At 62.4% G+C, this 14,729-nt stretch carries 13 protein-coding genes and 6 tRNA genes; 16 read left to right on the plus strand and 3 right to left on the minus strand.

Annotation, left to right across the window (positions count from 1 at the left end):
• Positions 1-30 precede the first annotated feature (30 nt).
• From phbB to C664_RS10805, 13 genes are all read left to right on the plus strand, one after another.
• Positions 31-771 (plus strand): acetoacetyl-CoA reductase, encoded by a 741-nt coding sequence (phbB, locus tag C664_RS10745; protein ID WP_004259356.1) that lies wholly within the window; start codon positions 31-33, stop codon positions 769-771.
• A 235-nt stretch (positions 772-1,006) separates the two neighbouring features.
• On the plus strand, positions 1,007-1,747 hold the full coding sequence (locus tag C664_RS10750; RefSeq protein ID WP_004259359.1) for a beta-ketoacyl-ACP reductase: 741 nt from the start codon (positions 1,007-1,009) through the stop codon (positions 1,745-1,747).
• A gap of 124 nt (positions 1,748-1,871) precedes the next feature.
• The gene (phaR, locus tag C664_RS10755; RefSeq protein WP_004259362.1) at positions 1,872-2,471 is read left to right on the plus strand and encodes a polyhydroxyalkanoate synthesis repressor PhaR; all 600 of its coding nucleotides are present in this window, start codon (positions 1,872-1,874) and stop codon (positions 2,469-2,471) included.
• 56 nt (positions 2,472-2,527) lie between these two features.
• Entirely contained in the window at positions 2,528-3,859 is a 1,332-nt protein-coding gene (gene rimO / locus C664_RS10760) for a 30S ribosomal protein S12 methylthiotransferase RimO (protein ID WP_004259364.1), read from the plus strand.
• A 30-nt stretch (positions 3,860-3,889) separates the two neighbouring features.
• Positions 3,890-4,879, plus strand: a complete 990-nt coding sequence (rssA, locus tag C664_RS10765) for a patatin-like phospholipase RssA (RefSeq protein WP_004259369.1) — start codon at positions 3,890-3,892, stop codon at positions 4,877-4,879.
• Positions 4,880-4,927: 48 nt separating this feature from the next.
• Positions 4,928-6,373 (plus strand): FAD-binding oxidoreductase, encoded by a 1,446-nt coding sequence (locus tag C664_RS10770; protein ID WP_004259373.1) that lies wholly within the window; start codon positions 4,928-4,930, stop codon positions 6,371-6,373.
• A gap of 54 nt (positions 6,374-6,427) precedes the next feature.
• Positions 6,428-6,503: transfer RNA gene (locus C664_RS10775), tRNA-Ala, on the plus strand.
• Between the two features lie 29 nt (positions 6,504-6,532).
• Positions 6,533-6,608, plus strand: a tRNA-Glu gene (locus C664_RS10780).
• Between the two features lie 67 nt (positions 6,609-6,675).
• A tRNA-Asp gene (locus C664_RS10785) sits at positions 6,676-6,752 on the plus strand.
• A gap of 92 nt (positions 6,753-6,844) precedes the next feature.
• A tRNA-Ala gene (locus C664_RS10790) sits at positions 6,845-6,920 on the plus strand.
• 22 nt (positions 6,921-6,942) lie between these two features.
• A tRNA-Glu gene (locus tag C664_RS10795) sits at positions 6,943-7,018 on the plus strand.
• 61 nt (positions 7,019-7,079) lie between these two features.
• A tRNA-Asp gene (locus C664_RS10800) sits at positions 7,080-7,156 on the plus strand.
• A 227-nt stretch (positions 7,157-7,383) separates the two neighbouring features.
• Positions 7,384-8,235, plus strand: a complete 852-nt coding sequence (locus C664_RS10805; RefSeq protein ID WP_004259377.1) for a 3-hydroxybutyryl-CoA dehydrogenase — start codon at positions 7,384-7,386, stop codon at positions 8,233-8,235.
• A 46-nt stretch (positions 8,236-8,281) separates the two neighbouring features.
• Here the strand turns inward: C664_RS10805 and C664_RS10810 are convergent, their stop codons facing one another.
• The 3 genes from C664_RS10810 to trxA all read right to left on the minus strand — a co-directional run bounded on the left by C664_RS10810 (position 8,282) and on the right by trxA (position 11,408).
• Complete coding sequence (locus tag C664_RS10810) at positions 8,282-9,481, minus strand: ISL3 family transposase (RefSeq protein ID WP_157353862.1); 1,200 nt, start codon at positions 9,479-9,481, stop codon at positions 8,282-8,284.
• Positions 9,482-9,643: 162 nt separating this feature from the next.
• On the minus strand, positions 9,644-10,903 hold the full coding sequence (gene rho / locus C664_RS10815) for a transcription termination factor Rho (RefSeq protein WP_038011587.1): 1,260 nt from the start codon (positions 10,901-10,903) through the stop codon (positions 9,644-9,646).
• Positions 10,904-11,081: 178 nt separating this feature from the next.
• Positions 11,082-11,408 carry a thioredoxin TrxA gene (trxA, locus tag C664_RS10820; protein ID WP_004259385.1) on the minus strand — a complete coding sequence of 109 codons (327 nt, stop codon included), beginning with the start codon at positions 11,406-11,408 and terminating at the stop codon, positions 11,082-11,084.
• 291 nt (positions 11,409-11,699) lie between these two features.
• On the opposite strand from trxA, the gene fdxA reads away from it, so the two are divergent.
• From fdxA to C664_RS10835, 3 genes are all read left to right on the plus strand, one after another.
• Positions 11,700-12,023: a ferredoxin FdxA gene (fdxA, locus tag C664_RS10825; protein ID WP_004259390.1), complete on the plus strand. Its 324-nt coding sequence runs from the start codon at positions 11,700-11,702 to the stop codon at positions 12,021-12,023.
• Between the two features lie 96 nt (positions 12,024-12,119).
• Complete coding sequence (locus C664_RS10830) at positions 12,120-12,572, plus strand: CBS domain-containing protein (RefSeq protein ID WP_004259396.1); 453 nt, start codon at positions 12,120-12,122, stop codon at positions 12,570-12,572.
• A gap of 225 nt (positions 12,573-12,797) precedes the next feature.
• A complete protein-coding gene (locus C664_RS10835) occupies positions 12,798-14,477 on the plus strand; it encodes a long-chain-fatty-acid--CoA ligase (RefSeq protein ID WP_004259402.1) in 1,680 nt (559 codons plus the stop codon).
• Positions 14,478-14,729 lie beyond the last annotated feature (252 nt).

Raw genomic sequence — 14,729 nt, forward strand, 5'->3', positions numbered from 1 at the left:
GAAGAACCCGATTAGGGAGAGGAGAGGCGTATGTCGAGAGTTGCACTGGTTACTGGTGGTATGGGCGGCCTCGGCGAGGCGATCTGCATCAAGCTCGCCGCGCTGGGCTACCGCGTCGTCACCACCCACTCGCCTGGCAATACCAAGGCGGCGGAGTGGCTGCAGACGATGAACAACATGGGCTATGGCTTCAAGGCCTATCCGTGCGACGTGGCGGACTTCGATTCGGCCAAGGCCTGCGTCGAGCAGGTGACACGCGAGGTGGGGCCGGTCGACGTGCTGGTCAACAACGCGGGCATCACGCGTGACATGACCTTCAAGAAGATGACGAAGGCCGATTGGGACGCGGTCATCAGCACCAACCTCGATTCGGTGTTCAACATGACCAAGCAGGTCATGGATGGCATGGTCGAGCGCAAGTGGGGGCGCGTCATCAACGTGTCCTCGGTCAACGGCCAGAAGGGGGCTTTCGGCCAGACCAACTACTCGGCGGCCAAGGCCGGCATGCATGGCTTCACCAAGGCCCTGGCGCTCGAGGTGGCGCGCAACGGCGTGACGGTGAACACCATCTCGCCGGGGTACATCGGCACCAAGATGGTGATGGCGATCCCGCAAGAGATTCTCGACTCCAAGATCCTCCCGCAGATCCCGATTTCCCGTCTTGGCAAGCCGGAGGAGATCGCCGGCCTGGTCGCCTACCTGGCGTCGGAGGAAGCGGCGTTCGTGACGGGAGCCAACATCTCGATCAACGGCGGTCAGCACATGTTCTGATTTCGGGTTTCCCGAGAGGCGGCAAGAGACGGCGCGTCCCCACAGGGCGCGCCGTTTTGCTTTTGGCATCACGGGTTTGTGCCATGTATTGCATTGCAGCAAGAGTCGTCGAGAGTGTTTATAATGCAAGGGCAAGGCCGCTGACGCGCTGCGGCAAAATGCGCCGAAAGCCCCATCCGGGCACAGTTTCGTGATGGACGCTCGGTATCGAAAATTGCTCCAGAAGGAATTCAAGATGTCGCAGAAAATCGCTCTCGTTACGGGCGCCATGGGTGGTCTCGGCACCGCAATCTGCCAATCGCTGGCCAAGGACGGCATGAAGGTCGTGGCCAACTGTCTGCCGGGCTTCGAGCAGAAGGACGCCTGGCTCGCCGCCCAACGCGACCTCGGCTTCGATTTCGCCGTCGCCGAAGGTGACGTCTCAAACTACGAATCCTGCGCAGCGATGGTCGCCAAGGTCGAGGCCGAAGTCGGCCCGATCGACGTGCTGATCAACAACGCCGGCATCACGCGTGACAAGTTCTTCCCCAAGATGGAGAAGGGCCAGTGGGACGCCGTCATCAACACCAACCTGAACAGCCTGTTCAACGTTACCCATCATGTGTCGGCCAAGATGGCCGAGCGTGGCTGGGGCCGCATCATCAACATCTCGTCGGTGAATGGCGTGAAGGGCCAGGCAGGTCAGACCAACTACTCGACCGCAAAGGCCGGCGTGCTCGGCTTCACCAAGGCACTCGCCGCCGAGCTGGCGACCAAGGGCGTGACCGTGAACGCCGTGGCCCCGGGCTACATCGGCACCGAAATGGTCATGGCGATTCGCGAGGACATCCGCCAGGGCATCATCGACACCGTGCCGATGAAGCGTCTGGGTCGTCCGGACGAGATCGGCGACCTGTGTGCCTACCTTGCGTCCGACAAGGCCGCCTACATCACCGGCGCCACCATCAACATCAATGGTGGCCTGCACATGTGCTGATGTTGCACTGTGCCATGTTCGAAATCACGAAACCCCGTCGATTGGCGGGGTTTCCTTTTCGCAGCGCGATATAATTCGATTTGAAATTGAAGAGCGGAATGACCGCCGCAGAGGAGATGGGGAAATGTCTGAACAGTCGCGCCTGATCAAGAAGTATCCGAACCGCCGCCTGTACGATACGCGCACCAGTTCGTACATCACGCTCGCGGACGTCAAGGAACTCGTACTCAACAACGAGGAGTTCCAGGTGGTCGACGCCAAGACCGGCGAGGATCTGACCCGCAGCATCCTGCTGCAGATCATCCTCGAGGAAGAGGCTGGCGGGGCGCCGATGTTTACCAGCGACCTGCTCGCGCACATGATCCGCTTCTACGGCAATGCGATGCAGGGCATGATGGGCAAGTATCTCGAGAGCAACATCAAGGCGTTCACCGAGATGCAGGGCAAGCTGCAGGACCAGGCTCGCGCCATTTATGGCGAGAACAGTCCGGTCGGACAGGACCTCTGGGCGCAGTTCCTCAATTTCCAGGGGCCCGCACTGCAGAGCATGATGGGCGCCTACGTCGACCAGTCGAAGAAGATGTTCGAGCAGATGCAGCAACAGCTCGAAAGCCAGACGCGCAACATGTTCACCGGCTTCAAGTTTCCGAATTACGGTGCACCGGGCGAAGACCCGTCCGCATCACAGGGCGCCGCCGCCGACAAGAGCGGCGTACGCAAATAAGCTTCCCGACGGCCGCCGTGGACGGCGGCCGCGCCGACCCCGACAGGCCTTCAAGCATGACCACTTTCAAGACACCGGACCTGCCGCGCGTCGGCTTCGTATCCCTCGGTTGCCCGAAGGCGACGGTCGATTCGGAGCATATCCTGACCCGGCTGCGGGCCGAGGGCTACAGCATCACGGGTTCGTACGACGATGCCGACCTGGTGGTCGTCAATACCTGTGGGTTCATCGACGCCGCGGTCGAGGAGTCGCTCGATGCGATCGGCGAGGCGCTCAACGAGAACGGCAAGGTCATCGTCACGGGCTGTCTCGGTGCCAAGGACGACGTGATCCTGGCCGCGCATCCGCAGGTGCTCGCAGTGACCGGTCCGCACGCGACTGAAGAAGTGATGCATGCGGTGCACAAGCACCTGCCCAAGCCGCACGATCCCTTCACCGACCTCGTACCGCCGCAGGGTATCCGGCTCACGCCGCAGCACTACGCCTACCTGAAGATTTCCGAAGGCTGCAACCACCGCTGCACCTTCTGCATCATCCCGTCGATGCGGGGCGACCTGGTGAGCCGGCCCATCCACGAGGTGATGCGTGAGGCCGAGGCGCTGGCCGATTCCGGCGTCAAGGAGATCCTCGTCATCTCGCAGGACACCTCGGCCTACGGCGTGGACGTGAAGTACCGCACCGGCTTCTGGGGTGGCCGGCCGATCAAGACGCGTCTGCTCGAACTGGCCAAGGCGCTGGGCGAACTGGGCATCTGGATCCGCATGCACTACGTCTATCCCTATCCCAGCGTGGATGACCTGATTCCGCTGATGGCCGAGGGCAAGATCCTGCCTTATCTGGATGTGCCGTTCCAGCATGCCAGCCCGAAGATCCTGAAAGCGATGAAGCGTCCGGCCAACGCCGAGAACGTGCTCGAGCGTGTGCGCAAGTGGCGCAGCATCTGTCCGGAACTCACCATCCGCTCGACCTTCATTACCGGATTCCCCGGCGAGACCGAGGAAGACTTCGAGATGCTGCTGAACTTCCTCGAGGAGGCCCAGCTTGACCGCGTGGGGGCGTTCGCCTACTCGCCGGTCGAGGGAGCGGCTGCCAACGAGTTGCCGGATGCGGTTCCCGATGAGGTGCGCGAGGAGCGTCGCGCGCGCCTGATGGACTTCCAGGAAGACATCTCCACGCAGCGCCTCGAAGCCAAGATCGGTCGCGAGATGACGGTGCTGGTGGACGAGGTGGATGAAGAGGGGGCGCTTGCGCGCTCGCCGGGCGACGCGCCCGAGATCGACGGCCTGGTCGTCATTCCCGATGGCGAGGGCCTGGAAGCCGGTGACTTCGTGCGCGTGCGCATCACCGATTGCGATGTCCACGACCTTTACGCCGAGCGCCTCGACTGAGTCCCCGGGCGCCGAGTGCGGAGGCCGGCCGTGGTTGTAAGCCGACAGCCCGCCCGCCTCGTAGCTGAATCGCCGTCGCCTGCCGACGGCCACGGGCGTGCGCCGGTAATCGGGCTTGCGCTCGGCAGCGGTGCTGCGCGTGGCTGGTCGCATCTCGGCGTGTTGAAGGCCCTGGCGGCCGAGGGCGTGGTTCCTCAGGTCATCTGCGGCTGCTCGATCGGTGCCTTCGTCGGTGCCGCCGCGGCATCGGGTGATCTTGCCAAGCTCGCGCAATGGGCTGAATCCCTGAAGTGGCAGGATGTCGTCTCCTTGCTCGATGTTTCGCTGCGTGGCGGGCTCATCAAGGGCGACAGGCTCATCGGTTTCTTCGAGCGCAATTTCGTCGATCGCGATTTCACCGAACTTGATACGCGCTTCGCCTGCGTCGCCACCGAGCTGACGACGGGTCGCGAGATCTGGCTGCAGGAAGGCAGTGTTTCCGCGGCCGTACGCGCCTCGATCGCGTTGCCGGGGCTGATGACCCCCGTCATGCATCATGGTCGGCTGCTGGTCGATGGCGGGCTGGTGAATCCGGTACCGGTGTCGCTGTGCCGTGCGATGGGCGCGGATGTCGTGATCGCCGTCGATCTCGGTTCGGACATGGTGGGGCGGGCCTTTCGCCATACCGCCATCGAGCCGACGCCAGCGGAGGAGACCGAGGCCGGCTGGACGGATCGCCTGCTCGCCCGCTTCGGGTTCGCAGGCGGCGACGAACTGGCGGTGCCGCGGCCGGCCAGTTCGAGTAGCGAGGCCTTGCCGTCACTGGTTTCCGTCATCAGCTCGAGCATCAACATCATGCAGGTGCGCATCGCACGGAGCAGGCTCGCGGGCGAGCCTGCCGATGTCATGATCTCGCCGAGGGTCGGTCAGCTGGGGCTGATGGACTACCATCGGGCGGCCGAGGCCATCGCCGAGGGAGAGGCCGCCGTGATGCGCATGCGACCGCTGCTGCGCTACGTGCTCGGTCACGATCCCGACTGACTGTCATCACCCGCGACACGTGGGGGTGCGCTTCCTGGAGTTCTCCGAGTGGATCCTTTCATTCGTGCCCTGATCGCAGTGGTCGGCGCCGAGCGTGTCCTTTCCGATTCTGCCGACATGGCGCCTTACCTGACGGACTGGCGCGGCCGCTACCGCGGTGTAGCGCGTGCCGTCGTCTGTCCTGAAAGCACGGGAGAGGTCGCTGCGGTCGTCAGGCTGTGTGCCGGGCGCGAAGTGCCCATCGTCCCGCAGGGCGGCAATACAGGGCTGTGTGGCGGGGCAACGCCGGGTGCTGATGGCGAGGCCATCGTCCTCGCGCTGGGGCGCCTCAACCGCATCCGCGACATCGATGCCGATAACAACACGATCGTCGTCGAGGCGGGTTGCACGCTCGCGGCCGTGCAGACCGCCGCAGTGGAGGCGGGGCGGCTGTTTCCGCTATCGCTCGCGTCCGAAGGTAGCTGCACCATCGGCGGTAACCTGTCGACCAACGCTGGCGGCGTGCAGGTGCTGCGCTACGGCAACACCCGCGAGCTGGTGCTCGGCCTCGAGGCCGTGTTGCCTGACGGGCGCGTGTGGGATGGCCTGCGCGGCCTGCGCAAGGACAACACGGGGTATGACCTAAAGCAGTTGTTCATCGGCGCCGAGGGCACGCTCGGCGTGATCACGGCCGCGGTGCTAAAGCTTTATCCTGCGATCCATCAACGTGCCACCGCCTGGGTGGCGGTGCCAGACCCGGTTTCAGCTGTGCGTATGCTGGGGCTGATGCGCCGACACTGCGGCGATCGTGTCACCGCCTTCGAGATCGTCGGGCGGTCGGCGCTGGATCTGGTGCTTGCCCACATCCCGGGCAGCCGCGATCCCTTGCCGGGACGGCCCGAGTGGAGCGTCCTGATCGAATTGTCCGATCCTGCCGAGTCAGCCGACACCAGAACGCTTCTGGAGGCTGCGTTGTCCCACGCCGTCGATGAAGGGCTCGCCTGCGATGCGGTCGTTGCCAACAGTCTCGCCCAGGCTTCCGCCTTGTGGGCGTTGCGCGAGAACATCTCCGAGGCTCAGCGCCTGGAAGGCGTCAGCATCAAGCACGACGTATCGGTGCCGGTGAGCCGCATTCCCGATTTTCTCGATCGTGCCCGACAGCGCTTGACACAAATGTGGCCAGACGTCCGTATCGTGGCTTTTGGCCACATCGGCGATGGTAATCTGCACTACAACCTCTCCAAGCAGGCGGCGGAGGCAAACGCCGCATTCGTTGGCCGCACAAGCGAGGCCAACCGGATCGTGCATGATCTGGTCGCCTCGCTCGGTGGGTCGATTTCCGCCGAGCACGGACTTGGGCAACTCAAGCGGGACGAGATCCTCCGCTACAAGCCGGCTGTCGAGATGGAGTTGATGCGAAGCATCAAGCGCACCCTGGACCCCAAGGGCCTGATGAATCCCGGTAAGGTGCTCGATGTGACGGTGCGGGCAGGCAGGGCGAACGAGAAAATCTAAAAAAGGTGTTTACAGGGTTCAATTGCAGACCTATAATGCGCGCTCTTCGGTGACGGGGGTATAGCTCAGCTGGGAGAGCGCTTGCATGGCATGCAAGAGGTCAGCGGTTCGATCCCGCTTACCTCCACCAAATCGAAGTTGTAGTTGTTGCAGTACGTAGTCCCCATCGTCTAGAGGCCTAGGACACCGCCCTTTCACGGCGATAACCGGGGTTCGAATCCCCGTGGGGACGCCAATTCAAGGCGTTTCAGCCTGGATGGGCTGGAATGCAGGGCCGGCAGAACGTCGGTGCAGTTTGGTGCGGAGTGGTAGTTCAGTTGGTTAGAATACCGGCCTGTCACGCCGGGGGTCGCGGGTTCGAGTCCCGTCCACTCCGCCAGTTTTAAGTCGGGCCATGCTCAAAGTCTGATCTTCATAGGCCGAAGATCTTGCTGAAAGCGTCAGTGGTGGCTATAATCGTCGGCTCGTTGTGGGGGTATAGCTCAGCTGGGAGAGCGCTTGCATGGCATGCAAGAGGTCAGCGGTTCGATCCCGCTTACCTCCACCAAGAGTTTTAAAGCAGTACCGCAGTCCCCATCGTCTAGAGGCCTAGGACACCGCCCTTTCACGGCGATAACCGGGGTTCGAATCCCCGTGGGGACGCCAACATCGCAGTCTGGCGTAGTCAGATTGCAGTGCCGGAGATATTCGGCGGCAGGTTCGGTGCGGAGTGGTAGTTCAGTTGGTTAGAATACCGGCCTGTCACGCCGGGGGTCGCGGGTTCGAGTCCCGTCCACTCCGCCAAATGATTAAGGGAGCCCATGGGCTCCCTTTTTCGCGTTCACGTCCCAGGCAGCGTTGCGTTCGGCAGCGTCGCCCGATTCTTCCCGTCTTCTCGGCTATTGCCCGGCCAGCCTCGCTGGCGCACGCTGGTCAAATCCGTTAAAGTCACGCTCCATACGCAGCGGTATGGAGTCCGAGATCTCTCGGTTCCTGCTCGCGTAGCGAACCTGATTGGGAGAGTTTTCGAGATGACTATCAGCAAGATCGGTGTGGTGGGTGCGGGAACGATGGGCAACGGCATTACGCAGGCCTTCGCGGTTGCGGGTCTCGACGTGGTGATGATGGACATCGGCGAGCCGCAGGTGCAGCGCGGCCTGGCGACGATCGGTGCAAGTCTGGATCGGCTGATCAAGAAGGAAAAGATGAGTGCCGAGCAGAAGGCCGCAGCGATGGCGCGTATCTCGACCGCCACGGCGGTGTCGGCTCTCGCTGATTGCGATCTGGTGATCGAGGCTGCGACGGAGAACCTCGAACTCAAGCTCGACATCTTCGCGCAACTCGACGCTGTAATGCGCGCAGACGCGATTCTCGCCAGCAATACCTCGTCGATTTCGATCACCAAGCTTGCAGCGGCGACCGAGCGTTCTGCCCAGGTGATCGGCATGCATTTCTTCAACCCGGTGCCGATGATGGCGCTGGTGGAAGTGATCCGCGGCCTGCAGACCTCGGATGAGACCTACGCGAAAGTCGAGTCGGTTGCCAAGGCGATTGGCAAGACGCCGGTCCAGATCAAGAACAGTCCGGGCTTCGTCGTGAACAGGATGTTGTGCCCGATGATCAACGAGGCCGTCTTCGCGCTGGGCGAAGGTCTCGCGACGGCTGCCGAGATCGACGAGGCGATGAAGCTGGGGTGCAACCACCCGATCGGCCCGCTCGCGCTCTGCGACCTTATTGGTCTCGATGTCCAGCTGGCGGTGATGCAGGTGCTGTTCGACGGGTTCAAGGACCCGAAGTATCGTCCGGCACCGCTCCTTGTCGAGATGGTGGAGGCGGGCTATCTGGGTCGCAAGACTGGCAAGGGCTTCTTCGATTACAGCTGAGTCCTGTGCCGCATGCGTCCGCTCGGGCATGCGGAAAAAGAAAGGTTCATCGCGCCTTTCCGGGGAAGGCGGCCTTGATCTTCAGGAAGAAATAGGCTGAATCCCGGAACCCGTAGGCCATACGCTTGATGACCTTAATGCGGTTGTTGACGCCCTCGAGAATGCTGGTGTTCAAGGGAAAGATGGCTGAGGCGAGGATGCCACGCAGGTACTTTCGGAGTCGCTTTGCAAAGGCGATCGCCGGCGCGATGCCGCTTTCGATCGCCAGGCGGTACCAGTCTTTCCATCTTCGGGCGCCGTCTCTGATCGATGGCGCAAACCAGATTTCCTTGATGGCGGTCTTCAGCAGATAGACGGTAGCCAGCGGTGCGTTGGCCGCCAGCAGTTCCTCGAGCTTGACCGCCTGCTCGTTGCCCAGGTTGTCGCGGTTGCGCAGCAGCAACCAGCGCGAGCGCTTGATGACCTGACGTTGTGCGGGCGCACTGCGCAAGGCATTGGCCTGATCGACGCGCACCCGGTCGACGACCTCCCGACCAAAGCGGGCGACGACATGGAACAAGTCATAGACGACTTCGGCGTTCGGGCAATGGGCGCGCACCTCCAGATCGAAGGCGGTGTTCATGTCCATTGCGACCGCCTCGATGTGCTGACAGCCCTCTTTGCCCAGCAATTCGAAGAAGGGCCGGATCGCCTCGCGGCTGTTGCCTTCGCCGACCCACAACACGCGCATACGTTCAGCATCCATGATCACCGTCGCGTAGCGGTGCCCCTTGTGCAGCGCGAACTCGTCCATCACCAACCGACGCACGCCCTGCGCATCGAAAGTGCCATACCGGGTCTGCAGACGCCGATGGTCGATGCGCTTGATGGTGTGCCAGTGCAAGCCCGTGAGTTGGGCGACGTGGGCGATCGGCAGGATCTGCACCAGCGCCTCGATCCAGGCGCGTAATCGGTGTGTGATGCGCTCACCCGTGTCGAGCCAGCTCAGGCGCTCGGCCGCCCGTGCGCCACACTGGTAACAGTCGAGGCGGCGAATCGGCACATCCAGCCAGACGCGTCGATCGAACCAGTCTCGATCGCGCACCCGGCGTCGCCGGCGCTCGTGGAGCAGAACACAGTCGCTACCGCAGCGCCCACATCGCGGGCGGTGTGAGGGGTCTTCAGCGAGGGTGAGAAGGAGCGAACCGTCGGCTCGCTCCTGGCATGAATCGACGAGGCGGCCTTCCCAGAAGACCACGCCCAACATAGCATCGCACATGACGGGGAAGAGGAAGGGGATCGGTTTGTTTGGCGACTGCCAATCTACCAACCTCCGAACCGTCAACCACTACTTCCCCCAGATCGCGCGAAGAACCAAAAGAAAACGCCACCCGAGGGTGGCGTTTGTACTTGCGGAGCATGCCAGGCGTTAGCCGCGGCCGGAACGCATGGCGTCGAAGAACTCGGCGTTGCTCTTTGTGGCCTTGATCTTGTCGAGCAGGAACTCCATCGCGTCAATGTCGTCCATTCCGTACAGCAGCTTGCGCAGGATCCAGACCTTTTGCAGGATGTCCTGCTTGAGCAGCAACTCCTCGCGACGCGTGCCCGAGCGGTTGACGTTGATCGCCGGGTAGACGCGTTTCTCGGCCATGCGGCGATCGAGGTGGAGCTCCATGTTGCCGGTGCCCTTGAACTCCTCGTAGATCACGTCGTCCATGCGGCTGCCGGTGTCGATCAGCGCAGTGGCGATGATGGTCAGCGAGCCGCCTTCCTCGATGTTGCGCGCCGCGCCGAAGAAGCGCTTGGGCTTCTGCAGTGCGTTGGCATCGACGCCGCCGGTCAGCACCTTGCCGGAGGCAGGGACGACCGTATTGTAGGCGCGCGCCAGGCGGGTCAGCGAGTCGAGCAGGATCACGACGTCGTACTTGTGTTCGGTCAGGCGCTTGGCCTTCTCGATCACCATCTCGGCGACCTGCACGTGACGTGTGGCCGGCTCGTCGAAGGTGGAGGCCACGACCTCGCCCTTCACCGAGCGGAGCATTTCCGTCACTTCTTCCGGGCGTTCGTCGATCAGCAGTACGATCAGCTTGACGTCAGGGTGATTGGCCGTGATCGCGTGGGCAATGTGCTGCAGCATGACCGTCTTGCCGCTCTTGGGCGGGGCGACGAGCAGGCCGCGCTGGCCCTTGCCGATCGGTGCGATCATGTCGATCACGCGGCTGGTGATGTTTTCCTCGCCGCGGACATCGCGCTCGAGCTTCAGGCATTCCTGCGGGTGCAGGGGCGTGAGGTTCTCGAACAGGATCTTGCTTTTGCACTCTTCCGGCGGTCGACCGTTGATCTTGTCGAGCTTGGTCAGCGCGAAATAGCGCTCGCCGTCCTTGGGCGTGCGGATTTCGCCTTCGATCGTGTCGCCGGTGCGCAGGTTGAAGCGCCGGATCTGGGAGGGGGAGACGTAGATGTCGTCCGTCCCCGCGAGATACGAGGTGTCGGGGGAGCGCAGGAAGCCGAATCCGTCAGGCAGCACTTCGAGTGCGCCGTCGCCACAGATCGGTTCGCCCCTGCGGGCACGGTTGCGGAGCAGCGCGAAGACGAGTTCCTGCTTGCGCAGCCTGTTCGCGCCTTCGACGCCGGCTTCAGTGGCCATCTGCAGCAGTTCGCTGACGTGCAGGGCCTTGAGTTCGGACAGGTGAAGGGCGGGGACGTCGGGGTTGCGGGGCGTGACGTTGCCGTCCTCGCCACCATTGTCGACGTCGAACAGATCGTCTTCGGTCTGCGGATTCTGGGGGGGATTACCGTCGCGATTGCGCGCGCCGCGGCGACGGGCGCGCGAAGAACCGCGAGAACGGGCCGGACCTTGGTCTGGCTTAGATGTTGCTGTCAATGAAGGCGGTCAGTTGAGATTTGGAAAGGGCGCCCACTTTGGTCGCCTCGACGTTGCCACCCTTGAACAGCATCAGCGTGGGAATGCCGCGGATGCCGTACTTGGCGGGAGTGTCCTGGTTTTCGTCGATGTTGAGCTTGGCAACCTTGAGTTTGCCAGCGTAGTCCTTGGCGACGTCATCCAGAATGGGGGCGATCATCTTGCACGGACCGCACCATTCGGCCCAGTAATCGACCAGAACAGGGGTCTGGGACTGCAGCACTTCGGACTCGAAGTTGCCGTCGGTCACATAGTGGATATGCTCGCTCATGATTCCTCACATCAGGGGTGGCGGGTATTGACGCGATGCAAACACGCTCGCGGGTACTGCTTGTACGGGGAGGCAAGGTGTACGCGGGTCCGCGCACCTTGGAGAGAAACGTGAATTTCTCAGGAGAATTTGGTCGAAAGTTATGCGATGCAGTCGGCTGCGTCAAGCAAATTGGCGCAGGAAACAGTGCATGCTCGCGCGGATCGTGGCGAAAATGCAAAGGGCTGGACTATATTGTGGCCTGCGCACGCGTCCCCGATACGCGGCGAACCCAACAGGCTGGAGAGAGCAATGACTTACGTGGTGACTGAATCCTGCATCCGCTGCAAATACACCGACTGTGTGGATGTGTGTCCGGTGGACTGCTTTCGCGAGGGGCCGAATTTTCTCGTAATCGACCCCGAGGAGTGCATCGACTGTACCTTGTGCGTGGCCGAGTGCCCGGTGGAAGCGATCTACGCCGAGGACGACGTGCCGGCGGACCAGCATCAGTTCATCGCGCTCAACGCCGAACTGTCCAAGAAGTGGAAGCCCATCGTGGAGCGCAAGGATGCGTTGCCCGATGCTTCGGACTGGGCGAAGGTCAAGGACAAGCTGGGTGAGTTGCAGCGCTGATGCTGCCGGGTTCCGCCTTTGCGGCGCCGGTGCGATGCACTAATATGGCGCATCGAACCCACGGTCCGAGCGACTGAACAAGGCACGGAGAGCAACATGCTGGTAAGCGAGATTCTCGCCATCAAGGGCAAGGTGCTATTCACCATCGCACCCAACAAGAGTGTTGCCGAGGCAATCGAGATCATGAACGAGCAGGATGTTGGCTCGCTCGTGGTCTTCTCGCGCGGCGAGATGGTCGGCATGTTGACCTTCCGTCAGGTCCTGCAAGGCGTGCAGAAGGGCAGCGCTGACTTGCATGCGCTCACCGTCGAAGCGGTCATGATCCGGAATCCGTTTGTGGCTTCCCCAAATATGGAGATGGACGAGTTGCGGCGGATGATGGTGGAGCATCACCAGCGCTACCTGCCCGTGATGGACGGCCATACCCTGCTGGGCGTCGTGAGCTTTCACGACGTCGCCAAGGCAGTGCTGGAAGAGCAGAGCTTCGAGAACCGGATGCTCAAGAACTACATCCGTAACTGGCCGGCACAGGAGGAAGAAGAGCGCTGATCAGATTTCGGGGCTGACCGTCCCAGGTGGTGGCGGATTCGCCATCCCTCCATGGCAGGCGCGTCGCGTCTGCCGACGTCGACTTCTGCACACAAGACAAGGAAGCGACGAGCGTTGGAATTCAGTGGTGGAGCCGGCGGCTCGCGGCTCCGCATGACGCCTTGGGAGGGCGGGGCTGGCCGGGATCGAACCGGTCGGCAATTTCCAGCATAAGGAGGAGACCGCGTGGAAAAGATCTGGCTGCAAAGCTATCCGAAGGGCGTACCGGCTGAGATTGACGTCGATCAGTTCAAGTCGATAGGTGACCTTTTCGAGCAGGGGGTCGCGCGCTTCGGTTCGCGCACGGCCTACGTGTGCATGGGCAAGGGCATCACCTACGGCGAACTCGACGAGTTGTCGCGTCGTTTCGCAGCGTATCTTCAGGTTGAGCTGAAACTTCCCCGCGGTGCGCGCGTGGCATTGATGATGCCCAACGTGCTGCAGTATCCGGTTGCCCTGTTCGGCACGCTCCGTGCCGGCTACACCGTTGTGAACGTCAATCCGCTCTACACGGCGCGCGAGCTCGAGCATCAGTTGTGCGACGCCGGCGCCGACGTGGTCGTCATCCTCGAGAACTTCGCCCACACGCTCGAGCAGGTGCGGGGCCGGGTGCCGATCAAGCATGTCGTCGTCAGTAGCCTGGGCGAGATGCTGGGGTTTCCGAAGTCTGCGCTGGTCAACTTCGTCGTCCGGCGGATCAAGAAGATGGTGCCGGCCTGGAAGCTCGATGGGGCGATCACCTTTGCGGCGGCACTGGCGCGCGGCGATCGCCATCGTCTCCAGGCCGTGGAGATCGGCCATGAGGACATCGCCTTCCTGCAATACACGGGCGGCACCACCGGCGTGGCCAAGGGCGCCATCCTCACCCACCGCAACATCATCGCCAACCTGCAGCAGGCTCATGCCTGGATCAAGCCGTTCGTGCGCGAAGGCGAGGAACTGATCATCACGGCGCTGCCGCTCTATCACATCTTCTCGCTCACGGCGAATTGCCTGACCTTCTTCAAGATCGGTGCGACGAACGTGCTGATCACCAATCCGCGCGACATTCCCGGTTTCGTCAAGGAACTGTCAAAGCACAGGTTCACCGCCATCACCGGTGTCAATACGCTGTTCAACGCGCTGCTCAACAATCCGGATTTCGGCAAGCTCGATTTCTCGAGTCTGCATGTGGCGCTGGGGGGTGGCATGGCGGTGCAACAGGCCGTTGCCGAGAAATGGCGGAAGGTGACGGGCATTCCGCTGGTCGAGGCCTACGGGCTCACGGAGACGTCCCCGGCCGTCACGATCAACCCGCTCGATCTGCCCGAGTTCAACCACTCGATCGGCTTGCCGGTTTCGTCAACCGACATCAGCCTGCGTGATGATGCCGACAACGAGGTGCCGGTCGGACAGCGCGGCGAGCTCTGCGTGAAGGGCCCACAGGTGACGCGGGGCTACTGGAATCGTCCGGACGATTCGGCGCGGGCATTCACGCCGGATGGCTTCCTGCGCACGGGGGACATCGCGGTCATCGACGAGAAGGGCTTCGTCTCCATCGTTGACCGGAAGAAGGACATGATTCTGGTGTCGGGCTTCAATGTCTATCCCAACGAGGTCGAAGACGTGGTCGCCAGTCACCCCGGCGTGATCGAGGTCGCTGCGGTCGGCGTGCCGGACGAGCGCAGTGGCGAGGCGGTGAAGATCTTCGTGGTGCGCAAGGATCCTGCGTTGACCGAAGCGGCGTTGATCGCCTATTGCCACGAGAATCTGACGGGCTACAAGGTGCCGCACCGCGTCGAGTTCCGCGATGAACTGCCCAAGAGCAATGTGGGCAAGATCCTGCGGCGCGAGTTGCGCGAGGGGCCGGTGAGACAAGACGCGTGATCGCGTGATCGCATCAGGAATGCACGGGGTGCTTGTGTAGGCGGCAGTTTCGTGCTTTCATCTCTCCCGCAATTCATTTCGAGCCATCATGCGTTCTTCCACCCGTTTCTTCGCCGTCGTTTCCGTAGCTGTACGCGTAGTAGGCGTAGGCATGCGCGCGTCGTAACGGGACAGAACACTCGAACAGCAGGATTCCAAACCCCCGTCGGCGCGCAAGCCCGGCGGGGGTTTTTGCATTCTGGGGCCGCGCCG

Source organism: Thauera sp. 63 (assembly GCF_000310165.2).
In the GTDB taxonomy this organism is placed as follows: Bacteria; Pseudomonadota; Gammaproteobacteria; order Burkholderiales; family Rhodocyclaceae; genus Thauera; species Thauera humireducens.